Annotated in this window: 19 protein-coding genes; 5 read left to right on the forward strand and 14 right to left on the reverse strand. The window is 72.5% G+C overall.

The window, feature by feature from the left end; all coding sequences use genetic code 11:
* Positions 1-112: 112 nt before the first annotated feature.
* Together AC0ZLC_RS14605 and AC0ZLC_RS14610 are read left to right on the forward strand one after the other, a co-directional pair.
* Entirely contained in the window at positions 113-1,618 is a 1,506-nt protein-coding gene (locus AC0ZLC_RS14605; protein ID WP_476752363.1) for a zinc-dependent metalloprotease, read from the forward strand.
* Positions 1,615-2,136 (forward strand): NUDIX hydrolase, encoded by a 522-nt coding sequence (locus AC0ZLC_RS14610; RefSeq protein WP_476752364.1) that lies wholly within the window; start codon positions 1,615-1,617, stop codon positions 2,134-2,136. The genes AC0ZLC_RS14605 and AC0ZLC_RS14610 overlap by 4 nt, the downstream gene beginning before the upstream one ends.
* Positions 2,137-2,212: 76 nt before the next feature.
* On the opposite strand, the gene AC0ZLC_RS14615 is transcribed toward AC0ZLC_RS14610, so the two are convergent.
* The 4 genes from AC0ZLC_RS14615 to AC0ZLC_RS14630 all read right to left on the reverse strand — a co-directional run bounded on the left by AC0ZLC_RS14615 (position 2,213) and on the right by AC0ZLC_RS14630 (position 6,113).
* A complete protein-coding gene (locus AC0ZLC_RS14615) occupies positions 2,213-2,968 on the reverse strand; it encodes an AIM24 family protein (protein WP_476752365.1) in 756 nt (251 codons plus the stop codon).
* Positions 2,969-2,984: 16 nt separating this feature from the next.
* Positions 2,985-3,665: an AIM24 family protein gene (locus tag AC0ZLC_RS14620; protein ID WP_476752366.1), complete on the reverse strand. Its 681-nt coding sequence runs from the start codon at positions 3,663-3,665 to the stop codon at positions 2,985-2,987.
* Positions 3,666-3,676: 11 nt separating this feature from the next.
* Positions 3,677-5,377 (reverse strand): TerD family protein, encoded by a 1,701-nt coding sequence (locus AC0ZLC_RS14625; protein ID WP_476752367.1) that lies wholly within the window; start codon positions 5,375-5,377, stop codon positions 3,677-3,679.
* Positions 5,378-5,516: 139 nt separating this feature from the next.
* Entirely contained in the window at positions 5,517-6,113 is a 597-nt protein-coding gene (locus AC0ZLC_RS14630; protein WP_476752368.1) for a M48 metallopeptidase family protein, read from the reverse strand.
* 218 nt (positions 6,114-6,331) lie between these two features.
* On the opposite strand from AC0ZLC_RS14630, the gene AC0ZLC_RS14635 reads away from it, so the two are divergent.
* Entirely contained in the window at positions 6,332-7,624 is a 1,293-nt protein-coding gene (locus tag AC0ZLC_RS14635) for a TOMM precursor leader peptide-binding protein (protein WP_476752369.1), read from the forward strand.
* On the forward strand, positions 7,617-8,990 hold the full coding sequence (locus AC0ZLC_RS14640) for an ABC1 kinase family protein (protein WP_476752370.1): 1,374 nt from the start codon (positions 7,617-7,619) through the stop codon (positions 8,988-8,990). The genes AC0ZLC_RS14635 and AC0ZLC_RS14640 overlap by 8 nt, the downstream gene beginning before the upstream one ends.
* Before the next feature lie 6 nt (positions 8,991-8,996).
* Here the strand turns inward: AC0ZLC_RS14640 and AC0ZLC_RS14645 are convergent, their stop codons facing one another.
* From AC0ZLC_RS14645 to AC0ZLC_RS14665, 5 genes are all read right to left on the reverse strand, one after another.
* The gene (locus AC0ZLC_RS14645; RefSeq protein WP_476752371.1) at positions 8,997-9,221 is read right to left on the reverse strand and encodes a hypothetical protein; all 225 of its coding nucleotides are present in this window, start codon (positions 9,219-9,221) and stop codon (positions 8,997-8,999) included.
* Between the two features lie 115 nt (positions 9,222-9,336).
* Entirely contained in the window at positions 9,337-9,660 is a 324-nt protein-coding gene (locus AC0ZLC_RS14650; protein ID WP_476752372.1) for a hypothetical protein, read from the reverse strand.
* Positions 9,657-10,025, reverse strand: coding sequence for a WhiB family transcriptional regulator (locus AC0ZLC_RS14655; RefSeq protein WP_476752373.1), 369 nt, complete (start codon positions 10,023-10,025; stop codon positions 9,657-9,659). Before AC0ZLC_RS14655 ends, AC0ZLC_RS14650 begins: the two co-directional genes overlap by 4 nt.
* Before the next feature lie 175 nt (positions 10,026-10,200).
* On the reverse strand, positions 10,201-10,521 hold the full coding sequence (locus tag AC0ZLC_RS14660; RefSeq protein WP_476752374.1) for a hypothetical protein: 321 nt from the start codon (positions 10,519-10,521) through the stop codon (positions 10,201-10,203).
* A 163-nt stretch (positions 10,522-10,684) separates the two neighbouring features.
* On the reverse strand, positions 10,685-12,880 hold the full coding sequence (locus AC0ZLC_RS14665) for an ATP-dependent DNA helicase UvrD2 (RefSeq protein ID WP_476752375.1): 2,196 nt from the start codon (positions 12,878-12,880) through the stop codon (positions 10,685-10,687).
* Between the two features lie 225 nt (positions 12,881-13,105).
* On the opposite strand from AC0ZLC_RS14665, the gene AC0ZLC_RS14670 reads away from it, so the two are divergent.
* Positions 13,106-13,348 carry a mycoredoxin gene (locus AC0ZLC_RS14670; protein ID WP_476752376.1) on the forward strand — a complete coding sequence of 81 codons (243 nt, stop codon included), beginning with the start codon at positions 13,106-13,108 and terminating at the stop codon, positions 13,346-13,348.
* A 148-nt stretch (positions 13,349-13,496) separates the two neighbouring features.
* Here AC0ZLC_RS14670 and nudC read toward each other — a convergent pair whose 3' ends face one another.
* The 5 genes from nudC to AC0ZLC_RS14695 form a co-directional block, all read right to left on the reverse strand.
* Positions 13,497-14,447: an NAD(+) diphosphatase gene (gene nudC / locus AC0ZLC_RS14675; RefSeq protein ID WP_476752377.1), complete on the reverse strand. Its 951-nt coding sequence runs from the start codon at positions 14,445-14,447 to the stop codon at positions 13,497-13,499.
* Between the two features lie 107 nt (positions 14,448-14,554).
* Positions 14,555-15,967: a dipeptidase gene (locus AC0ZLC_RS14680; protein WP_476752378.1), complete on the reverse strand. Its 1,413-nt coding sequence runs from the start codon at positions 15,965-15,967 to the stop codon at positions 14,555-14,557.
* Positions 15,968-15,977: 10 nt separating this feature from the next.
* On the reverse strand, positions 15,978-19,547 hold the full coding sequence (locus AC0ZLC_RS14685) for a UvrD-helicase domain-containing protein (RefSeq protein ID WP_476752379.1): 3,570 nt from the start codon (positions 19,545-19,547) through the stop codon (positions 15,978-15,980).
* A 309-nt stretch (positions 19,548-19,856) separates the two neighbouring features.
* Positions 19,857-23,438: an ATP-dependent helicase gene (locus AC0ZLC_RS14690; protein ID WP_476752380.1), complete on the reverse strand. Its 3,582-nt coding sequence runs from the start codon at positions 23,436-23,438 to the stop codon at positions 19,857-19,859.
* A gap of 326 nt (positions 23,439-23,764) precedes the next feature.
* Positions 23,765-24,130, reverse strand: coding sequence for an MGMT family protein (locus AC0ZLC_RS14695; protein ID WP_476752381.1), 366 nt, complete (start codon positions 24,128-24,130; stop codon positions 23,765-23,767).
* Between the last annotated feature and the right edge of the window lie 14 nt (positions 24,131-24,144).

Consider the following 24,144-nt stretch of genomic DNA (forward strand, 5'->3'; position numbering starts at 1 on the left):
GACAGTCGGCGGAGCACCGAGGCCCGATCGGCCCATGGTGTCTACGCTGGGTGGTGTTGTCGGGCAGCCGCCGTCGGGAAAGAACCGGCGGCCTTACCAGCCGAGGAATCCCGTGAGTGACACCCCATTCGGATTCGGCCTTCCGCCGGAGGAGCCGGAGAACGGCGACGAGGGCAAGAAGAAGGACCAGGAGAGCGGCGGTGGGCAGGGACCGGCCAACCCGTTCGGCTTCGGGTTCCCCGGCGCCGGCGGTCCCGGCGCCGACAATCCGCTCGCCGCGATGTTCGGTTCCCTGAACCCCAACGACCTGGGTGCCGCGTTCCAGCAGCTGGGCCAGATGCTCTCGTACGAGGGCGGCCCGGTGAACTGGGACATGGCCAAGCAGATCGCCCGCCAGACGGTCTCCCAGGGCACGCCGGACGGCACCAAGGACGCGAGCGTCGGCCCCGCCGAGCGTTCGGCGGTGCAGGAGGCCGTCCGGCTGGCCGACCACTGGCTGGACGACGCGACGTCCCTGCCGTCCGGGGCCGGATCCGCCGTGGCCTGGAGCCGCGCGGAGTGGGTCGAGGCGACCCTCCCGGTCTGGAAGGAACTGGTCGATCCGGTCGCCGAGCGCGTCGGCGCGGCCATGGGCGACGTGCTGCCCGAGGAGATGCAGGCCATGGCGGGCCCGCTGATCGGCATGATGCGGTCCATGGGCGGCGCCATGTTCGGCACGCAGATCGGGCAGGCCGTGGGCGTGCTCGCGGGCGAGGTCGTCGGCTCCACCGACATCGGCCTGCCGCTCGGCCCGGCCGGCAAGGCCGCGCTGCTCCCGCTGAACATCGAGGCGTTCGGCAAGGACCTGGGCATCCCCCAGGAGGAGGTGCGGCTCTATCTCGCGCTGCGCGAGGCCGCCCACCAGCGCCTCTTCGCGCACGTGCCGTGGCTGCGCTCGCACCTGTTCGGCGCGGTCGAGGGCTACGCGCGCGGGATCAAGGTCGACACGGCCAAGCTGGAGGACGTGGTCGGCCAGTTCGACCCGCAGAATCCGGAGCAGCTCCAGGACGCCCTCCAGCAGGGCATGTTCCAGCCGGAGGACACCCCGGAGCAGAAGGCCGCCCTCGCCCGCCTGGAGACGGCCCTTGCGCTCGTCGAGGGCTGGGTCGACGCGGTGGTGCACGCGGCGGCCAAGCCGCGGCTGTCGTCCGCCGACGCGCTGCGCGAGACGCTGCGCCGCCGCCGGGCCTCGGGCGGCCCCGCCGAACAGACGTTCGCAACCCTGATCGGGCTCGAGCTGCGGCCGCGCCGGCTGCGGGACGCCTCGCGGCTGTGGGCCTCCCTCTCCGACGCCCGCGGTGTCGACGGCCGGGACGGCCTGTGGGCCCACCCGGACATGCTCCCCACCTCGTCCGACCTGGACGACCCGGACGGCTTCGTGCACCGCGAGCAGCTGGACTTCTCCGAGCTCGACAAGATGCTCGGCGAGGCGGCGGACGGCCCCGCGAAGCCGGACCTCGGGAAGAACGAGGCAGCACAGGCCCCGGACGCCAGGGCCGAGGACGGAAACAAGGCCGAGGACGAGAACAAGGGCAAGGGCAACGGCGAGAACAAGGGCAAGGGCGACGACACCGAGTGACCCTCCACGACGACGCGGTCCTCGTACTGAAGGAGTACGAGGACCAGGAACAGCTGCGCCAGGCCTATCTGGACCATCTGGAGGCTCACCCGGACGGCCTGTGGAAGGCGTGCACGGCCGGGCACCTCACGGCGAGCGCCCTGGTGGTCGACCCCGGGCACGGCCGCGTGCTGCTGACCCTGCACAGGAAGCTGCGCATGTGGCTCCAGATGGGCGGCCACTGCGAACCGGAGGACACCACGCTCGCCTCGGCCGCACTGCGCGAGGCCGCGGAGGAGTCCGGCATCGCGGGCCTGACCTTGCTGCCGGGCGGTCCGGTGCGCCTGGACCGGCATCCGATCCCGCCGCCGTGCCACTGCCACTTCGACGTCCAGTACGCGGTCCTCGCGCAGCCGGGAGCCGTACAGGAGATCAGCGACGAGTCACTGGACCTGCGCTGGTTCTCGTACGACGAGGTCGCGGACGTGGCGGACGTGTCGGTCGTCCGTCTGGTGGAAGCCACCCGGGCACGGCTCTGAAGGCGTCCCGACGGACGGGGTAAGGGGCGCTCGCCACGGCGACCGCCCCTCACCCACGCCTTTGAGGAGGCACTTCTCAGCTCCAGGCGTTGCCCTGGTTCTGCGCGTGGGCGCCCTGCTGGCCCATGCCGTACTGCGCGCGCACGCCCTGGCCGATCTGGGCGTTCTGCGGCGGGAGCAGCTCACTCGGCTGGACGAGGATGTAGCCCTGTCCCATGAAGCTGAGCTCCCAGCCCTCACCGGTGTTGCCGCGGCGCCGCCACACTCCGGAGGAGTGCGTCTGGGCCTGCATCTGCACCCGCAGCCCGGTGGACCACGCGACGATCGCGTCGGCGTCGCAGTTGACGTACCTGTCCGGCGTGACCTGCATCATCAGCGGCATCCCCGAGGTCATCAGGGCGACCTTGCCCCGGCCCGTGATGTTCAGCTGGTACTTGCCGGATCCCGAGATGCCGTACTGGCTGTCCACGGCGATGACCTCGTGGTGCAGCGAGGAGTCCATCGCGAGGACGTAGCTGCTGTCGACGGTGAGACCCTCCTGGTCGATGTCGACCACGTGCACGTGCTGGGCCAGGTTCGCGAGATAGACCGTCCCCTGCCCGTGGCAGCGCATCAGGTCCAGGCCCTCACCGGTCACCGCACGCGAACGGCGCTGGCCGTTGTTCTGGTACTCGGCGTCGAACTCGACGAGCCCCTGGTAGGCGACCATGGTGCCCTTGCGGGCCAGGATGTCGTCGTGGCCCTCCAGGGCGACGCGCAGCATCTGCGAGTTCTGCAGGCTGTAGCGGTCCTGGGACTGCTGTTCGTTGTAGCCGAAAAGCGGGCTCTGCATGGTGTCCTGTTCCCCCTCAGCCCCGGATCCGGAGGCGGTCGGTGCTGTCCTCGCTGGGCTGGACGACGACGATGCCCTGCCCGGAGAACGCCATCTGGTACGCCTCGCCGCTGCCCCGCCCGATCAGAGACTGCGCCTTGAAGCTGCGCTTGCCCTTGACCTTCAGGTTCGGGGACCAGGCGACGAGCGCGTCCGGGTCGACGTACGTCTCGTCCTCGCCGCCGCCGCAGTCCACGACGATCGGCTTGCCCCGGGAGGTCAGCGCCACCCAGCCCTGGCCGGAGATCTTGGTGTTCCACAGCCCCTGCCCCGCGAACTTGGCGAGCCCCTTGACGCGCTCGACACCCCAGGTGAGGTGCGCGTCGAAGGCGAGCAGGTTGGTGGCGTTGACGGAGATCGCGTCCCCGTTGAGGTTGATGACGACCACGTTGGCGCCGTAGTCGGCGAGATAGAGCAGGCCGTCTCCGGAGCACTTCATGAGGGGCGCGCCCTCGCCGGTCATCCAGTCGCGCGCGATCTGGCGTACGGCCGGCGGGTTGGGCTCGTACTGCACGAACCCCTCGTAGGCGACCATCGACCCCACGCGCGCGAGGAGGTCGTTTCCGGTCTGCATGGCGACCTTCAGCATGTGGTTGCCGTGGTTCTCCATGCGGGCGGTGACGGGTGCCGGGGCGAAGCCCGCGAATGGCTGATTCATGACGGGCTCCCTCAGACCTCGTACGGCTGGACGACGATGAAATTGCCGGGCGCGCCCCGGAACTGCAGGTTCACGCTCTCGCCGGTGTCGCCCGGATAGGCGTTGCGGCGCATCCGCACCTGGCTGGAGACGATCACCTGGGAGGCCGCCGACCAGGCCACGACTGCGTTGCAGTCGGCGAACGTGGTGGGCGTGACCGGCAGCACGACGGGCGCGCCGTGGGTCTTCACCACGATCGTGCCGGTCCCCTGGAACTGCATCGTGAACAGCGCGCCCCCGGGGATGCCGTGTCCCTCGACGCGGCGCACCTCGTACTGGAGCGTCTCGTCGAAGGCGAGGACGTTCTCCGCGGACACACAGATCCCGTCGCCCTGGAGTTCGATGGGGTGGAGCATCGTCGAGTTGTCGGCGAGAAAGACCTGGCCCCGGCCGGAACAGCGCATGAGCTGCATCTCCTGGCCGGTCGCGTTGCCCACGATCCGTCCGGCGAAGCCCGCTCCCTTGTAGCTGAAGTCGACCTTGCCCTGGTAGAGCACCATGCTGCCCTGCCGGGCGAGGACTGCCTGGTCGCCGCCGGCGCCGAGGTCGACCCGGACCAGCTTCTTGTTCTGCTGGGTCCACCGCTGGCCGGTGGGCGTCTCCTTGAAGGCATGGAGCGCGGCGGCCACACCGGCGCCGCCCTGCGGGGCGCCCTGAGGAGCACCGTAGGACGCGGGCGCACCGGTCTGACCGGGGACCTGTCCGTACGGAGGCTGCTGACCGTAGCCGGGAGGCGGGGCCTGCTGGCCGTAACCGGGGGGCGCGCTCGGGGCCTGCCCGTAGCCGGGGGGCGCGCCCGGGGCCTGCCCGTAGCCGGGCGGCATCGGGGCGCTCTGCCCGGGCGGCGGCTGTCCGTAGCCGGGCGGCGGACCGGGCTGGCCGGGCGGCTGCGCGTACGGCGCGGGTCCGGGCGGCGGCACGGGGCCGCCGGGCGGCGTGAGCGGCGCGATGATGGTCGGTGCGGCGTGCACCGCGGGTGCCGGGGCGGGCGGCGGAGTGGCTCCCGCCGGCGGTGCGAAGCCCTGCGCGGCGGGCTGCGGCGCGGGGGCGGGGGCACCGAAGGCGGGCGGGGCGGTCGCCTGGGCGGGCGGTGCGAAGGACGGGGAGGCGCCGGTCTGCGGCTGCTGCGGGGCCGCGGGCTCCGCGTCGGCGACCTCGCCGCCGAAGTTCTTCAGCAGCGCGTCGAGTCCGCCGTCGAAGCCCTGTCCCACGGCCGCGAACCGCCATACGTCCTTGAGGTAGAAGTCGCCCAGCATGACGGCACGTTCCGTCGAGAACTCGGCGCCGCTGAACGCGTACCGGGCCACCTCCTCGCCGCCCGCGACGATGCGGAGGTATCCGGAAGCGATCTGCGACATCTGCCCGGCACCGTCGAGCGTCGCCGTGAACGACAGCTTGTGGATCTGCGGCGGGATCCTGTCGAGGGTGACGCGGAAGGACTCCGTGTCCCCCGCCTGGGCGCCGAGGAGCTGCACGGACTCCTCGGGGGACTTCGGCTGGTTGAAGAAGACGAAGTACCGGTCGTCCGACAGCCGCTCGTCGGCGTCCAGACCGAAGCAGCTGATGTCGAAGGTCAGCCCGGGGCCGGTGATCTGCACGCCTACGTACAGATCGGTGCCCGCGGTGAGGTCACTGATCTTGGCCTTGTGGCCGCGTTGGAATTCCCTGGCCATGCGTAACGACCGTCCCCCATCCCGAAGCGAGTGCGTCGCGTCAGGCTAACGGCAAACTTCAGGAGCGGACGAAGCCGGTACAGACCCGGTACACAATCCCGGCCCCGGGCTTCGCACGGACCGCCGGGGACGGGGGTCCTCAGTCCTCGGCCACGGCGGGCCGGTGGGGCAGCCGGTCGGCGGCGACCACTCCTTCGAGGTAGCCGCGGGCCCGCTCGGTGCGGGGATAGGCCTCGAGGAGCCGCCAGAAACGGGGCCCGTGGCCGGGTACGAGAAGATGCGCGAGCTCGTGGACCAGGACGTAGTCGACGACGTATTCCGGCATGCCCTGCAGCCGGTGCGAGAGCCGGATGCTGCCCTCGGAGGGGGTGCAGGAGCCCCAGCGCGTGTTCTGATTGGTGACCCAGCGGACCGACGTGGGACGGGCGCGGCCGTCGAAGTACAGGCCGGAGAGCCGCGCCGCGCGCTCGGACAGCTCCCGGTCACCGAGTTTCCGCTTGCTCTCCTGCGCGGCCAGCTTGTCGAGCATGACGCTCACCCAGCGCTGCTCCTCCGCCTCGGACATCCGGGCGGGGATGAGCACGACGGTGCGATCGCCCTCGCGGTACGCGGAGACCGTTCTGCGTCGGCGAGCACTCCTGCGGACCTCGATCGCGCTCGCCCCTGTGCCGCTCGGCGGCAGGCTCGTCGTGCTGCGCTGTGGCTTTCCGGCGCGGTGCAGTGGGTCGGCGGGCACGCCCCGACGTTACCCGTTGCACTTGGTGAAAGTCCCGCCTCCGGGACGGTTCCGTGGCGATCCGCACTCACTGCGCTGGATTCGTACGACGAATGCGGCAGCCTGTGGACAACTTTCGGCACCGCGGCGGGCAGGGCGGGCATGCTGGCAGTCGTCGGCGGAGCTGGGCCGCTGACCAGCGACACACGGGGACGATCCGAGAGTTACGGGGGCCGGTCATGCATCCAATGGTGAAACCCGCGCTGCGGCGCGGCTGGCGGGATCTCAACACCGTGCAGTTCGGCATGGCACCGGCGCACGCGATAGTGCTGGGCCCGGTGGACACGGCGACGGGCAGTTTCCTGACCCTGCTGGACGGGACGCGCGGACTGCCGCTGCTGCGCGACGAGGGACGCCGGATGGGTCTGCCGGACGGTCATGTCGACGGCCTGGTCGAGCGGCTGGCCCGCTCAGGTCTGCTGGACGACGCGACGGGCGGCGGTCCGGCGGCCGACGCCCTCCGTGGGAAGCAGGAGGTCCTCGACCGGCTCCGGCCGGACCTCGCCTCCCTCTCCCTGGTCACTTCCGCACCGGGCGAGGCGATCGAACGCCTGGCCGCCCGCCGCTCCCTGCGGGTGCAGGTGCGGGGTGCGGGCCGGGTGGGCGTCGTGCTCGCCGCGCTGCTGGCGGGCGCGGGGGTGGGCGAGGTCCACGTCCGTGACGGCGGCCGGGTGGAGCCGGGTGATGTGGCTCCCGGAGGGCTGTCCGCCGAGTGCGTCGGCGAGCGGAGGGAGGACGCCGCCCGGCGGGCGGTGCGGCGAGCGGCCCCCGACCGGCGCCCGCGCCATCGGCGGGAACCCGCACCGCATCCACCGGAGGACCGGACGCCGCCTACCTCGGATCCGGTCGGGCACACCTGCGCCCCGGTCGACCGGACCGCCGTCCCACCGGACGAGTCCGGCTGGTCGCTGGTGATCCTCGCGCCCCGGGACGGACTGGCGGTCCACGCGCCCGACCCGGCCGCCGTCGAACCGCTGATCGTCTCCGGGACTCCGCACCTCTATGCCGGAGTCGTGGAGGGGACGGGTGTGGTGGGCCCTCTGGTGCTGCCCGGCGAGACCGGATGTGCGGGCTGTCTCGACCGGGCCCGCACCGACCGGGACCAGACGTGGCCACGACTGGTCGCCCAGTGGCGGTCGGGCGGCCGCCGGCAGGCCCAGGCCTGCGACCTCGCCCTGTCGACTGCCGTCGCCGGACTGGCCGCCGGCCACGCGCTCGCCTTCCTCGACGGCATGCCGCCCGTCGGCGCCGGGACGCGCTGGGAGGCCTCGGTGCCGACCCTGACCTGGCACGCACGGCCGGTGTGGCCGCACCCCGCGTGTCCGTGCGGGGCGGCGGGGAGAGGTAACGAAGAACACACCCCAAAGGACACGGGACCGCACGAGACAATGGCGGAGCAACAGCCGTCGGCGGGGTCACGCCACGAGGCGCACGCCGCGCGGCTGTCTGGGACTTGGAGGGCGCATGTCTGATCTTCCGCGCAAGGCGGTCACCCGGACCGCCAAGCTCGCCGCGCTCCCGCTCGGCTTCGCCGGGCGGGCGACCTGGGGGCTGGGCAAACGCATCGGCGGGAAGTCGGCGGAGATCGTCGGCCGCGAACTCCAGCAGCGCACGGCGGAGCAGCTGTTCAAGGTGCTCGGCGAGCTGAAGGGCGGGGCGATGAAGTTCGGGCAGGCCCTGTCCGTCTTCGAGTCCGCGCTGCCCGAGGAGGTCGCGGGGCCCTACCGCGCGGCGTTGACCAAGCTGCAGGAGGCCGCGCCTCCGATGCCGACCCGGACCGTGCACTCCGTACTGGAGAAGCAACTCGGCGAGGACTGGCAGGAGCTCTTCCGGGAATTCGAGGACAAGCCCTCGGCGGCGGCCTCGATCGGCCAGGTGCACCGGGCGGTGTGGCACGACGGGCGCGAGGTCGCGGTCAAGGTGCAGTACCCGGGCGCGGGCGAGGCCCTCCTGTCGGACCTCACCCAACTCGGCCGTTTCGCGCGCCTGTTGGGTCCGCTCATCCCCGGGATGGACATCAAGCCGCTGATCACCGAGCTGCGCGACCGGGTCTCGGAGGAGCTCGACTACGGCCTGGAGGCCCAGGCCCAGACGGCCCACGCGGAGGAGTTCGCCGACGACCCCGACGTGGTGGTCCCCGTCGTCGTCCACCAGTGCGAGCAGGTACTGGTGACGGAGTGGATCGACGGGACACCGCTCTCGGAGGTGATCGCCGACGGCACGAGGGAGCAGCGTGACCGGGCCGGTCAGCTGCTGGCCCGCTTCCTGTTCTCGGGCCCCGCCCGCACCGGACTGCTGCACGCCGACCCGCACCCGGGCAACTTCCGTCTCCTGCCGGACGAGAAGGCGGGCTGGCGGCTGGGCGTCCTCGACTTCGGCACCGTCGACCGGCTGCCGGGCGGTCTACCCCCGACCATCGGCAGCTCCCTGCGCATGACCATCGGGGGAGAAGCCGAGGCGGTCTACGGACTTCTGTGCACGGAGGGCTTCGTCAAGGAGTCCATAGAGCTGGACCCCGACGCGGTCCTCGACTATCTGCTCCCGATCATCGAACCGGCCCAGGCGGACGAGTTCACCTTCACCCGCGGCTGGATGCGCAGCCAGGCCGCACGCATCGCCGACCCCCGGTCGCCCGCCCACCAGCTCGGCAGGCAGCTCAATCTGCCGCCGTCGTACCTGCTGATCCACCGGGTCACCCTCAGCACCATCGGCGTCCTGTGCCAACTGGGTGCGACGGTGCGGCTGAGGGACGAACTGGAGGAGTGGCTGCCCGGTTTCCTCCCCGAGGAGGACGCGCCGGACGGGCTGCTGGAGGAGGAGGCAGCCGCGGAGGCGTGAACGCGCCTACCACCAGGCCGAGTCCAGGCGGCCCTCGATCGCCCGGAGATTGGCTCGGGCGCACCCGTCGCAGAGGTAGTGAGGGGTGCCGTTCTCCACGGAGCGGGTCCAGGTGAGCGGTGGCCCTTCAGCGGAGCTGCCGCAGCGGGCGCACACGATGCTCACGGGCTCGGCCGTCTCGGCGGGCCGCGCGGAGCCGCTGTCGTCACTGTCCCCGGAAAGACTCGTCACCCGGCGACGATATCCCCGCGCCGAGCACTTCGGTGCCCCCACGCACCGCGGGGGCCGGTCCCTCCGGACCGGCCCCCGCGGTGAGGTGGTGTCTACTGCCCGCGACCGTCCGCGGTCACTGCATGACGGCCATGGCCAGCGCCCGGCGGGCGCGCATCGAGGCGCGCTCCGCACGGCGCTGCATCCGCCGGGCGGCGGCCAGGCGCACGGCCTGGCGTTCCCGCTCGGCTTCGTGCAGTCGCTCGTGCATATGCGCACGAGCCATGGCTTCTGGGATGAGTTGCATTTCTCGGGTCCTGTTCTGGCGCGAGTCGTGCGCACCGGTGGTGGAGAAGTCTGGGGTCGCGGAGCCGGCGGGCTCGGTGGTGGACGGCGTCATCGGGGCCTGCTTCTTGGGGTCGTTCGTGAGGGGGCGATCGATCGTTCCTACGGTGTTCATGCTGTGACCGGGTTCTTGCGCGGACGGCCACGCGGCCGCTTGCGGGCCACGACGACACCCTGGACGAAGAGCTCGCCACCCCAGACACCCCAGGGCTCACGCCGCTCCTTCGCCCCGGCGAGGCAGGCCTCGATCAGCGGGCAGGTGCGGCAGAGGGACTTGGCGTACTCGACATCGGCCGGCGACTCGGCGAAGAAGACCTCCGGGTCGTAGGAGCGGCAGGGGACGGGTACGCCGAGGTTCTCGATGGCGTCGTCGAGCGCGGTGAGCGCGGTGAGCGGAGTCACGGTGGAGTCCTCGGTGGGGCCGGGCGGGAGGATCGTCTCGGAAGGCGGTACGGACGGGGCGTGCGCTTCGAGTTGCACGGTTTGTTTTCCTCGTCTGGTCGTGCCGGCCGATTGGCCGGTTGGCGGCTTGGTACCGGGTTCTTTTCTTGTCCCGAGGCCCCTTCGCTCCGGCTGTCCCCGGTCGGGGACAAACAGAAGGGCCGCGGATCCCGGGTGGGGTTCCGCGGCCCTGAAGGCGCCGGCCTGATCGAGATCAGGCTGGATCACTCCAGGGTTCAGGCCCACGGAAGGCCCACATCGTGTGGTGCTGCTTCGTCTGCTCCAGGGATCCGGCACCGGCCGCCGCAAAGGCATAGGTCCGCACCTGTGCCGTTACTGCTTCCAGTGCCTGGATCGGTCGCTCATTGCGCTCACGGATGGGAAGACCCGCGAGAGAAACGACGGACGCCGGACGGACGGCGGAGATGCCGGACAGACCGGTGCCCAGGTCCGGGGCGCCGAGCGTGCAAGCGGAGACGACCGAGCGATCGGTCATTTTGGCGGTGCTGGCGGAGCTGAAGTTGATGCTGATCACTGGAATCGCCTCCTCTCGGCGTCTAGAGGGACCGGGATGAACCGGTCCGACGGTTGTTAAGTACAGCACGAAACCAGGGCCTCGGAGAAGGCCGCCGTTTCCGTGTTAAGAACCTATGGGGAGCGCTGGGGCATGCGCAAACTATTTTCTCGACGAGTTTGAATCAATCAACTTCGTTGCCCCCCGAGGGTTCACGACCTGCGCAGATGGCCAGAACGTCGGCTCCGAAGCGGTTGAGCTTGCGCACTCCGACGCCGGGGATCCGCGCCAGCACGCCCTCGTCGTCGGGCACCGACTCGGCGATCGCCATCAGCGTCTTGTCGGTGAAGACGCAGAAGGCCGGCTGCCCACTGCGCTGCGCCTGGACCGCCCGCCAGTCCCGCAGCCGCTCGTAGAGCCCCTCGTCCATGTCCGAGGGGCAGTCCTCGCAGCGCATCAGCTTCATCTCGCCGGCGTCCGTGAGCGTGCGGCCGCAGACCCGGCACCGGGCCGGGGTCCGGCTGGTGCGCCGCACCGCACTTCCACCGGCGCTCCCGACGCCGCGCTCGACACCTCCCGCTCCGGCTGCCCCACTGCGGCCGGCGGTGGCGACGGAGCCGGGGCGCAGCCCGTCGAGGAAACGGCTCGGCCGGCGGTTCGCACGGCCGCCGGGCGAGCGGGACAGCGCCCAGGAGACGAACAGCCGCTCTCTGGACCGCGTGACGCCGACGTAGAGGAGGCGGCGCTCCTCCTCGATCTGTTCGTCCGTCCTGGCGTAGGTGATCGGCATCATGCCCTCGGCGACACCGACCAGGAAGACGACGTCCCACTCCAGGCCCTTGGCGGAGTGCAGCGAGGCGAGGGTGACGCCCTGGACGGTCGGAGCGTGCTGGGAACCGGCGCGCTCGTCGAGCTCCGCCACCAGGTCGCCCAGGGTGGCGTCGGGCTTGGCCGTGGCGAAGTCCTGCGCGAGATTCACCAGGGCGGCCAGCGATTCCCAGCGCTCTCTGACCGCTCCGGATCCGGCAGGGGGTCGGCTGCTCCAGCCCTCGCCCGAGAGGACCGCACGGACCTGCGAGGGCAGGTCGACGACGTCGTCCAGGAGGGAGTCGTTGCCTCCGAAGCGGGCCGCGCCGCGCAGCGCGACTCCTGCCTTGCGCACCTCCGGGCGGTCGAAGAAGCGCTCGGCACCACGCAGCTGGTAGGGCACTCCGGCGTCGGCGAGGGCCTGTTCGTAGATCTCGGACTGGGAGTTCGTGCGGAAGAGGACGGCGATCTCCGCCGCCGGGACCCCGGAGGCGATCAGGTCGCGGATGCGGCGGGCCGCGCCCTCGGCCTCGGCGGGCTCGTCCGTGTACTCGGCGTAGACGGGATCGGGGCCGGGACCGCGCTGGGAGATCAGCTCCAGCCGGTGATCGGCCGCGCGGCCGCGAGCCTGGGCGAGCAGTCCGTTCGCGAGACGGACGACCTGGGGCGAGGAGCGGTAGTCACGGACGAGCTTGACGACCGTGGCTCCCGGGTGGCGGGTGCGGAAGTCGAGCAGGTGGTCGGGGGTCGCGCCGGTGAAGGAGTAGATCGTCTGGCTGGCGTCACCGACGACGCAGAGGCTGTCGCGCTCGCCGAGCCACAGCTCCAGGAGGCGCTGCTGGAGCGGGCTGACGTCCTGGTACTCGTCGACCACGAAGTGCTGGTACTGGGAGCGGACCTGTTCGGCGATGTCGTGCCGGTCCTGCAGGACGGCGACGGTCAGCAGCAGGACGTCCTCGAAGTCGATGACCGCGCGGTCGCGCTTGAGGTCCTCGTACGCCGAGTAGAGCTGGGCGATCTCCGCGGGGTCGCGCGGGGTTTCCCGACCGGCCTTGGCGGACGCGGCGGCATAGTCGCCGGGGACGGTCTGGGTGACCTTGGACCACTCGATCTCCGCGGTCACGTCCCGCAGCTCGCCCCGGTCGAGACGGATGCGGCAGGCGGCCGCCGCGTCCGCGACGAGCTGGATCTTCCGGTCGATGAGACGGGGCATGCTGCCACCGACGGCTTTCGGCCAGAAGTACTGCAGCTGACGCAGGGCGGCCGAGTGGAAGGTGCGGGCCTGGACGCCGGAGGCGCCGAGCTGACGGAGGCGGCCGCGCATCTCTCCCGCGGCGCGGTTGGTGAAGGTGACGGCCAGCACGCTGGAGGGCTGGAGGATCCCCGCGCGCACCCCGTAGGCGATGCGGTGGGTGATCGCCCGCGTCTTGCCCGTGCCGGCGCCGGCCAGCACGCACACCGGACCGTGCAGAGCGGTGGCCACCTCGCGCTGCTCGGGGTCGAGCCCGTCGAGCACCGCGTCGGCCGTGTCCGGTACCTGCGGGAAGAGGGTGGAGTGCGTTGCTGCTGTCACACCGCCATGCTGCCAGGTCGCCGGAGACGGATGAGCCGGTTGTCCACAGGGGGGCACTCGTAGTCGTACTAATGCGGCAGGCGTCACAGCGGTCGCGCGGTCCGGCGGTCCGAGGGCCCGCGGGGCCCGCGGGGCCCGCGGGGCCCCGCGGACGGGAATGGCGCCCGCGTCACGTACGTTCCACTCACTGCGAACCGCACCCTGCCGCGAAGGAGCACAACGAAGATGTCGGGCACTGTGACGATGTACAGCACCACGTGGTGCGGCTACTGCCGTCGGCTCAAGAGCCAGATGGACCGGGAGGGCATCTCGTACAACGAGGTCAACATCGAGCATGACCCGGAGTCCGCCGCGTTCGTGGAGAAGGCGAATGGCGGGAACCAGACGGTTCCGACCGTCCTCTTCCCCGACGGGTCGACCCTGACGAACCCTTCGCTGGCGCAGGTCAAGCAGAAGATCAACGCGTAGTCCGGGCGCGGCCGGCCCGCGGCCCGACGGCCGCGGCCGGTACGGGAACCGCCGTCTCCCCCGTACGCGGCGGGTGGCGGCTTCCGTGCCCGGCCCGCGCGGCGCGGCGGGCGACGGCCTCCGTGCCCGGCCCGCGACGCGGCGGACGTCAGAGTGCCGAGCCGCCCGGGCGGGGCAGCGGCTTGCCGTACCAGAGCTCGATCAGCCGGGCCGCGATCGAGATGCCGTACGGAGGCAGCACCTCACCGGACTCGAAGGCGGCCCGCAGGTCCTCGCGGGAGAACCAGCGCGCCTCCTCGATCTCCTCGCCGTCGACGTTGATCTCCGCCGACGTGGCGCGGGCCATGAAGCCCAGCATCAGGCTGGAGGGGAAGGGCCAGGGCTGGCTGGCGACGTACTCGACCTCGCCGACCGTGACACCGGCCTCCTCGAAGACCTCACGGCGCACCGACGCCTCGATGGACTCGCCGGGCTCGACGAAGCCCGCGAGCGTGGAGAAGCGGCCCTCGGGCCAGTGCACCTGGCGGCCCAGGAGGATGCGGTCGTCGTCGTCCGTGACCGCCATGATCACGGCCGGATCGGTGCGCGGGTAGTGCTCGGCACCGCAGGCCGGGCAGCGGCGGATGTGACCGGCGGCCGCGATGACCGTGCGCTCGCCGCAGCGCGAGCAGAAGCGGTGCAGCCGCTGCCAGTTCTCCAGGGCGACCGCGTGCACCATCAGGCCCGCGTCGCGGGGGGACAGCAGCAGCCCTGCCTCGCGCAGCCCCGCCGGGCGCGCGGACTGGTCCATACGGCCCGGCAGGGCGTCCTTCTGCAGGGCGAAGTAGCTCACGCCGTCGTCGTCGGTACCCAGGAAGTAGCGGTGCGCCTCGGTGAGCGGGGCCTCGAAGGACGGGGTCATGACGAGTTCGGTGGTGCCGTCCGCCGTCTCGTCGATGAGGACCTGACCGCCGGAGACCACGAAGGCGCGGGTGGTGGGGTGGCTCCACGCCGCCGCGAGCCAGGCCTCGTCGAGGCGGTGGTGGGCCGCCCGGTCGATGCCGCTCGGTGCGGTGAGCGAAATGGGTCGGTCGGCGGTGCGGTCGGTCCAGGTGGTCACGGGTGCTTCCAACTCCCCCGGTGGAACGGTTATTTCGACGGGCGGTTCGGCAGGGTCTGCGGCGGGACGGGTCCGGACGTCGTTCTTCAGCACGTGGCCGGGCCTTCTCAGTGTGCCTCGCCCCAGTTCTCGGCCAGGTCGCCCCACAGGTGGGCGGCGGTTTCGACGCCCTTCATCAGGAGATCGAGTTCCACCTTCTCGTTCGGCGCGTGCCAGCCGTCGGACGGGACCGAGATGCCCAGGAAGAGGACGGGTGCCCCCAGGACTTCCTGAAGGTCCGCGGCGGGCCCCGAGCCGCCCTCACGGGTGAAGCGGACGGGCTGCTCGAAGGCGCGGCCCATGGCGCGTACGACGGACTGCAGAGCCGGGTGGTCGAGCGGCGTCAGGCAGGGCCGGGTCGCCGCGCCGAACGTGATTTCGTACCGGATCCCGGCGGGCAGCCGGTCGGCCGCCCAGGCGCGTACGGCCTTCTCGATGTGGTCCGGGTCCTGACCCGCGACCAGCCGGAAGGAGAGCTTCACCGTGGCCGAGGACGGGATGATCGTCTTGCTGCCGGGTCCCTGGTAACCGCCGCCGATGCCGTTGACCTCGGCGGTCGGGCGGGCCCAGATGCGCTCCAGGGTGGTGTGCCCTGCCTCTCCGTGGGGCGCCGCCGACTTCGCCGTACGCAGCCACCGCTGCTCGTCGAAAGGCAGTTCGGCGAAGAGTTCCCGCTCACGGTCGGTGAGTTCGACGATGCCGTCGTAGAACCCGGGGACGGCCACGCGCGCGTGCTCGTCGTGCAGCGCGGCGACGAGGCGGGCGGCCTCGGTGGCGGGATTCGGCACGGCGCCGCCGAAGGAGCCGGAGTGGATGTCCTGCTCGGGCCCGTGCAGCTCGATCTCGCACTCGGCCAGGCCACGCATGCCGGTGCACACCGTCGGGGTGTCCTCGGACCACATGCCTGTGTCGGAGACGATCACCGCGTCCGCGGCGAGCCGGTCCGCGTGCCTCTCGACGAGGGCACGGAAGTGCGGCGAGCCGGACTCCTCCTCACCCTCGATCAGCATTTTCAGGTGCACCGCGGGGGTCGTGCGTCCCGTGGCGGCGAGGTGGGCGCGCACCCCGAGTGTGTGGAAGAACACCTGCCCCTTGTCGTCGGCCGCGCCGCGCGCGTGGAGCCGGTTCCCGCGGACGACCGGTTCGAACGGGTCGGTGTCCCAGCCGTCCTCGCGGGCCGCGGGCTGCACGTCGTGGTGTCCGTAGACGAGGACCGTGGGTGCCTGCGGGTCGTCGGACGGCCACTCGGCGAAGACGGCGGGGGCGCCGGGCGTCTCCCAGACCTCGCTGGTGGGAAAGCCGGTCTCCCTGAGTGCGGCGGCGAGCCAGTCGGCGCTGCGGGCCACGTCCGCGGCGTGGTCGGGCTGTGCCGACACCGAAGGGATCCGCAGCCACTCCGCGAGGTCGTCGAGGAAGGCGGCGCGGTGCGCGGCGATGTACGTGCGGACGGCGCTGACAGCGCTGTCAACGGGCTTGCTCATGGCCACGAGCCTATCGGCCCGCGCCGACACGCTCGTCCGGCGGATCCTCCGGGGCGCCTTCGGCGGGGTCGTCCAGGAGCAACCGCTCCAGTGCGGACCGGTCGGGGAGCCCGTCGAGGCGGACGGCCTCCCCGCTGCGGACGTACAGGAAGGTGGCCGTGACCGATGTGAGGGGTACGCCCTGCTGCTCGGCCCAGGCCAGCCGGTACACGGCGAGCTGGAGGGGATCCGCGGAGCGGGTGCGGCTCGTCTTCCAGTCGACGATCTCGTACGTCGTGCGGTCGCCGTCGTCCTCCCGGTAGACGGCGTCGATGCGGCCGCGCACGACGCGTCCGGCGATGGCCACCTGGAAGGGGGTTTCGACGCGGTACGGGGTGCGGTGCGCATACGCGCTGCGTTCGAAGGCCTCCTTGAGGGCCTCCAGGTCGTGCTCGTCGGCGATCTCGGCCTCGCTGCCAGGCAGCTCGTCCGGTTCCAGCATGGGCAGCCGCAGCGCTTCGAAGCGGGATTCGATCCAGGCGTGGAAGCGGGTGCCGCGGCGGGCCGCGGGCTGGGGCGGGCGCGGCATGGGGCGGGCGAGTTCCTGCGCGAAACCGTCCGGGTCGGCTGCCAGGCGCAGCAGCTGCGACGCCGTCAGCGACGCGGGCAGGGGTACGTCGGTGACGCTCGCGCGGGCCCGCAGGAGTTCGCCGGTGAGGGCCTCCAGGTCACGGTCCCAGGAGGCGAGGGTGCGGGCTTCCTCCGGGGTGAGGGGCGCGCTCGCGGACGCGAGTCCGTCGTCGGGATCGGCGGGGTGGGCACGCGCGTGGGGGATGACGGGCCGGTCACCCTCGTCCTTCTGTCCGTGCTCGTGGGTGAGCGGTACGCGCGCGTGCGGCGCCCGCGAGGGCCGGTCCGTGGTCCAGGAGTCCCAGTCGGAGGCGGCCTCTTCGGATGTGGAGAGGCCCCCGTCGTGGTCACCGTCCGGGTCGGGGAACTCGTCGTCGTCCGGTGGCGGCGGCCAGTTTGGGTCGTCGTGCGAGGAGGGGTCGTGGACGGCGCCGGGCCGCGCGGTCCCCGGGTGGGTTTCGTCATGGGCGGCGACGCGCTCCAGGTGGGCCAGGACGGTCTCCGCGGCGGCGCGCCGCCGGGTCAGCGCCACGTCGTCCAGCGGGAGCGGCCACGCGTGGTCGGCTGCGGCCTCGCGCAGGGCGGGGTTCTCCTCGTCCTCCGCGGGTTCGTCGGCCCAGACCTCCGTCTCGCCGTACCCGGACGCGCAGTGCTCGTACAGGGCCCGCAGGAAGTCCGAGGGGCCGCGCGGGCGCTTCTGCGAGGGCCCCCACCAGTGGCCGGAGCCGAGCAGCAGCGAGCGGGGGCGGGTGAACGTGACGTAGCCGAGGCGCAGTTCCTCGGTGTGCTGGTGGCCCTTCATGGCTTCGTGGAAGGCCTTCATGGCCCGGGCGTCCCAGGCGTCGATGTCGGGCAGCGTGTCGGCGTCGCCGCGCAGCTCGTGCGGCAGGACCTTTCCCTGGGCGGTCCACTTCTCGCGGCCCTGGGTGCTGGGGAAGGTGCCGGTGACCAGGCCGGGTACGGCGACGACGTCCCACTCCAGGCCCTTGGACTTGTGGGCGGTGAGCACCTTGACGGTGTTCTCGCCGCCCGGGAGGGCGTTGTCGAGGCCCTTCTCGTACTGCGCGGCCGTCCGCAGGAAGCCGAGAAAGGCGAGCAGGGTCGCCTCCCCGTCGCCGGCCGCGAAGGAGGCGGCGACGTCCAGGAAGTTGGAGAGGGTCTCGCGGCGGCGGGCGGCCAGGGCGTGCGGGGACGCGGACAGTTCGACCTCAAGGCCGGTGACGGCCAGCACACGGTGCAGGACGTCCATCAGGGGGTCGGACAGCGAGCGCCGCAAGTCGCGCAGCTCGGCGGCCAGCCGCGCGAAGCGCACCCTTGCGTCCGGCGAGAACGGCAGCCCGTCGTCCTCGGCCTCGGCGCCGAAAGGCGTCTCCAGGAACGTGTCGAGGGCGTCGGCGAGCGATATCACCTCGGCGGGGTCGACTCCTTCGACGGCGGCGGCGAGCCGGCGGTCGGGGTCGCCGTCGTCCCCGCGCGCGTGGGACACGAGCAGACGGGCACGCCGCCCCAGGAGCGCGAGGTCGCGCGGGCCGATCCGCCAGCGCGGGCCGGTGAGCAGGCGGACGAGGGAGGCGTTGGCGCCGGGGTCCTGGAGGACTTCGCAGACGGCGACCAGGTCGGCCACCTCGGGCAGGTGCAGCAGGCCGGAGAGGCCCACCACCTCGACCGGGATGTCACGGGCGACGAGGGCGCCCTGGATCTCGGCGAAGTCGGTCGCCGTGCGGCACAGCACGGCGATCTCGCCGGGTGCCTTTCCGGTGCGTACGAGGTGGGCGATCGAGTCGGCGAGCCACGCCATCTCCTCGGCGTGGGTGCGCAGCAGCGCGCAGCGGACCATGCCGTCGCGCTCGGCTCCGGGGGCGGGGCGGAGGGCCTCCACGCCCGCGTGCATCGCGCGCAGGGGTTCCGCGAGGCCGTTGGCGAGGTCCAGGAGGCGGCCGCCGCTGCGGCGGTTCTCGCTGAGTGACTGACGCGTCGCGGAGCGGCCCTCGGCGTGCGCGAAGTGTTCGGGGAAGTCGTCCAGGTTGGCGACGGAGGCGCCGCGCCAGCCGTAGATCGCCTGGCAGGGGTCGCCGACCGCGGTCACCGGGTGGCCGGTGCCACCGCCGAACAGCCCGGCCAGCAGGACGCGCTGGGCCACCGACGTGTCCTGGTACTCGTCGAGCAGGACCACGCGGAACTCGTCGCGCAGGATCGCGCCGACTTCCGGACGGGTGCGGGCCAGGGTCGCCGAGAGGGCGATCTGGTCACCGAAGTCGAGCAGGTCGCGCTCGCGCTTGGCCGTGCGGTAGCGGCCCACCAGTTCGGTGAGCTCCCGCCTGGCCGCGGCGGCCTCGGGGACCTTGCGGAGATCGGCGTTGGTGAGCTTGGCGCCCTCCAGCGAGCGCAGCAGCTCGGCGTCGTACGCCCGCAGGTCCTCGGGGCGTACGAGGTGTTCGGCGAGCTCGGAGTCGAGCGTGAGGAGGTCGCTCACCAGGTCGGGGAAGGAGCGCGTCAGGGCGGGGTAGGGACCCGGGGCCTCTCGGAGGACCCGCGCGGCGAGCTGGTAGCGGGTGGCGTCGGCGAGGAGGCGCGCCGTGGGTTCCAGCCCGATGCGCAGGCCGTGGTCGGTCAGCAGCCGGCCGGCGAAGGCGTGGTACGTGGAGATGACGGGTTCACCGGGAGGGTTGTCCGGGTCGATCACGTCGGGGTCGGTGACCCCTGCCTTGATGAGTGCCTTGCGGACGCGCTCGGCGAGCTCACCGGCCGCCTTGTTGGTGAACGTCAGGCCGAGCACCTGTTCCGGGGCGACCTGGCCGGTGCCGACGAGCCACACGACGCGGGCCGCCATCACCGTGGTCTTGCCCGACCCGGCTCCGGCCACGATCACCTGCGGAGCGGGCGGTGCGGTGATGCACGCCGTCTGCTCCGGGGTGAAGGGGATGCCCAGGAGCTCCTTGAGCTGCTCGGGGTCGGTGATACGGGCTGGCACGTCTGAGAGGCTAGCGGCGCCCACTGACAGCGAGGACCGCATCGGCCGACGGGACGGAAGAAGCGCTGGTCAGCCCGGGGGGTGCGGTACGTCACTCGGCCGCGTCGGACGTACCGACGCCGGGCGCCAGGTCACCCGGAGCGCGTCGGACGTATCTACGCCGTGCGGTACGTCACCCGGGGCGGCGTCGGTCCGACGCCGAGCGGCACGCCACCCGGGCCCGCGTCGGACGTACCGACGCCGCGCGGTATCTCACCGGGGCGGGTCACTCCGGCACGACACCCCTGGGCCCTTGCGGAGCGGCTCCCGTCATTCGATCACCTGCCGGCCCTCCGGCCGCGCGCTGCACGACGCCCGGAACGCGCAGTGCGTGCAGTGCTGCCCGGCGGCCGGGGTGAACCGCTCGTCGAGGACCTTGCCCGCGGCGGTGGCGAGGAGGTCGCCGACCCACTCCCCCGCCAGCGGCTCCTGGGCCTGCACCTTGGGGAAGGTCTCGCCGCCGTTCTTCTTGGCGGCGCCCTGTCGCAGCTGGACGAGTTCCGCGCCGCCGGGCTCCGGACGCACGCCGTCGAAGACCTCGTCGACCGCCCCGTGCTTCACGGCCAGCTGGTAGACGGCGAGCTGCGGGTGGCGGGCCACGTCGGCGGCGCTCGGTGCCTGCTTGCCGGTCTTGAAGTCGACGACGTAGGCACGGCCTTCGGAGTCCGTCTCGACGCGGTCCATGGAGCCGCGGATGCGCACTTCGTAGGAGCCCGCTTCCAGGGTCACGTCGAAGTCCTGCTCGCTGGCCACCGGCGTACGGCCGGTGCGGTCCATGACGTGCCACTTCAGGAAGCGTTCGAGCGCCACGCGCGCGTGCTCCTTCTCCTGCGACGACTTCCAGGGCGCGTCGAAGGCGAGCGCGTTCCACACGGAGTCCAGCCGCTCCATGAGGACGTCGAGGTCGGCGGGGGTGTGCCCGGAGGCCACCTCGTCGGCGAGGACGTGCACCACGTTGCCGAATCCCTGGGCGGCCGTCGCGGGGGCGTCCGCCTTCACCTCGCGGCCCAGGAACCACTGCAGGGCACAGGTGTTGGCGAGCTGGTCCAGGGCGCTTCCGGAGAGCACGACGGGGTGGTCGCGGTCCCGTAGCGGCACCTTGCTCTCGGTCGGCTCGTACATGCCCCACCAGCGGTAGGGGTGCGCGGACGGCACCAGGGGGCGGCCGTCCTCGTCGCCGAGCGCGGCGAGCCTCGCCAGGCGGCGGGCGGCGGCCTCCCGGAGGGTGTCGGACACGCGCGGGTCGACGGTGGTCGCCCGCAGTTCGGCCACCAGGGCTGCCACGGACAGGGGGCGGCGCGGGCGGCCCGTCACGTCCTTGGGCTCGACGCCGAGCTCGGTGAGGAAGCGGGAGGGCTGGTCCCCGTCGTCCGCCGGGGCCTTCACCGCGGTGACGACGAGGCGTTCACGCGCGCGCGTGGCGGCCACGTAGAACAGCCGGCGTTCCTCGGAGAGCAGCGCTCCGGGGGTCAGGGGCTCGGCGAGGCCGTCGCGTCCGATGCGGTCGGCCTCCAGCAGGGAGCCGCGCCGCCGCAGGTCGGGCCACAGCCCCTCCTGGACGCCGGCGACCACGACGAGCCGCCACTCCAGGCCCTTGGAGCGGTGCGCGGTCATCAGGCGCACGGCGTCGGGGCGCACGGCCCTGCGGGTGAGCGTGTCGGCGGCGATGTCCTGGGCCTCGATCTCCTCCAGGAAGTTGAGGGCGCCGCGGCCGCCGATGCGCTCCTCGGCGCGGGCCGCGGTCGCGAAGAGCGCGCACACCGCGTCGAGGTCGCGGTCGGCGTTGCGCCCCGCCGCGCCGCCGCGCCGGGCCGAGCGCTCCAGTCGCTGCGGCCACGGTGTGCCCTCCCACAGGTCCCAGAGGGCCTCCTCCGCCGTGCCGCCGCCCGCGAGTCGTTCGCGTGCCTTGCGCAGCAGCGCGCCCAGGCGCTGGGCACCCCGGGCATACGCCGGATCGTGCGCCACCAGCCGTTCCGGTTCGGCGAGTGCGCGCCTCAGCAGTTCGTCGGAGGGCGGGGGCACGTGATTGCCCCCGGCGCGCTCCTCCTCACGCAGGGCACGGCCGAGGCGGCGCAGGTCGGCGGCGTCCATGCCGGCGAGGGGCGAGGTGAGCAGCGTGAGCGCGGTCTCGGTGTCGAGCCAGGTTCCCACCCGACCGGAGGCGGCCGTTCCGGAGTCCGCCGGGGTCGACGGCGCGGGCGCCTTCGGGTCCGTGAGCTCCGTGGGCTCGGTGGGCTCCGAGGAGGGCATGGACTCCGTGGGATCCGCAGGCTCGGTGGGCTCCGCGGACGGCACGGGCTGCACGGGCTCCGACAGCACGGGCTGCGCGGGCTCCGACGGCACGGGCTGCGCGGACAGCACAGGTTCCGTGGGCTCGGACAGCAGAGGCTTCGTGGGCTCCGCACCCGCTTCCGGGGCGGACCGGTCAGCGGCCCCAGAGCCGACGCCCACCGTCTCCGCCGCCGCCGTCGCCACCGCCCTCAGGGCCACCAGCAGGGGTGCCACGGCCGGTTCGTGGCGCAGCGGCAGGTCGTCGCCGTCGATGTCCAGGGGGACGCCTGCGGCCGTGAGGGCGCGCCGGACGGCGGGGATGGTGCGGGAGCCCGCGCGCACCAGGACCGCCATCTCACCCCACGGGACGCCGTCCTCCAGGTGCGCCCGGCGGAGGATGTCCGCGATGTTGTCCAGTTCCGTGCCCGGTGTCGGGTACGTGTAGACCTCGACGCGCCCGCCGCCGCGGACCGGCGTCAGCTCACGGTGGGCGCGGACCTTCTCCGCGGGCAGGCGGGTCAGGGGCATGCGCTGGGTGACCAGACGCGTGGCACCGAGCAGGGCCGCTCCCGAGCGGCGGGACGTGCGCAGGACCGCCACCGGCGCCGGGTGGCCGTCCACGCGCGGAAACGCGTGCGGGAATTCCAGGATGCCGTTCACGTCGGCACCGCGGAACGCGTAGATCGACTGGTCGGGATCGCCGAAGGCCACCAGGGTGCGGCCTCCTCCCGCGAGGGCGTGCAGCAGCCGTACCTGTGCGGGGTCGGTGTCCTGGTACTCGTCCACATAGACCGCGTCGTACTGGGCGGCCAGCCGTTCGGCGACCTCCGCCCGGCCGGCGAGCAGCACCGCGCGGTGGACGAGTTCGGCGTAGTCGAGCACTCCCTGCATGTCGAGTACGTCGAGGTACTCGGCGAGGAAGGCGGCCGCCGCCCGCCAGTCCGGGCGGCCGATGCGGGAGGCGAACGCGTCGAGGGCGTCCGGGCTCAGTCCCAGCTCGCGGCTGCGGGCCAGCACCGCGCGGACCTCGTCCGCGAAGCCGCGGGTGGTCAGGCAGGCCCGCAGTTCGTCCGGCCAGCGCACGTGCGCGAGACCGAGCCGCTCCAGGGCGGGCTGCCCCGCGAGCAGCTCACGCACCGCCACGTCCTGTTCGGGACCGGACAGCAGCCGCAGGGGCTCGACGAACAGGTCGCTGTCCTGGTGGGCGCGGACCAGGGCGTAGCAGTACGAGTGGAACGTGGTCGCCCGTGGGGCGCGCGCGGCTCCGATGCGCAGCGCCATGCGGTCACGCAGCTCGACGGCCGCCTTGCGGCTGAAGGTCAGCACCAGGATGCGCTGCGGGTCCCCGCCCCGGGCGATGCGTGCCGCCACCGACTCCACGAGCGTGGTCGTCTTGCCCGTACCGGGACCGGCCAGAACGAGCAGCGGGCCCCCCTTGTGGTGAACCACGGAGCGCTGCGCCGCGTCCGGACGAGGGGGGTCCGGCCGGGCCGGCGGGGTACGTACCAGCCGATAGGCGCCACGGGTCCCCTGGCGCACCTGGTGGTGCGACAGGCGCCTGGTGGAAGAGGAGGAGCTCACGTGGTTCGCCGGTCCTGGTGGTTGTGCGTTCGGTCACTGCGGGCGCTGAGCGCCTTCGTTCAGGGGTGGTCGGGCGTCCGGTACGAGGGCCGGCGCGTGCGGGAGGGGGTGGCAGCGGGGTGAGGGAGACGTACGTCGCCGATGCCACACCGGTGGACACCCGGGAAGACGCTACGCCGGTGGACACCGTGGAAGGAGGGCTTCCCCCTCTTCCCCCGTGCCCCGTGCGTCCCTCGCTGCTCGAACGTACGGCATCCCGCGCGGGTGCCCGACTTCCCCCGTACGGGCCACAGGTTCCCCGTTCGCCCGTCCGATGGCGGAAGCTGTCAGGTGTGACCTTCCGCGCGCTCGCCCCCGTCCCATCTCGCCCGTCCCATGTCGACGCGCGGCAGATGACCTTCGGAGGTCCGGCCGGCTTCCTTCAGGGGCGTGCCCTCCGCGCGGTAGTGGCTCAGCGCCTCCAGTTCGTGTCCGGGGACCAGCACCCCGTCCGCGCGGATGACGCGCCACCACGGGACCGCTCCTCCGTACAGGGCCATCACCCGGCCCACCTGGCGCGGGCCGCCCTCGTCCAGCCATTCGGCGACGTCCCCGTACGTCATGACGTGCCCGGACGGGATCAGCTCGGCGACGTCGAGCACCCGCTCCGCGTACTCCGGCAGGGCGTCCGCCGGAAGGCTCTCCTCGCTCATCCGACCCATCCTGC

It is taken from the genome of Streptomyces sp. GLSS-08 (assembly GCF_056387915.1).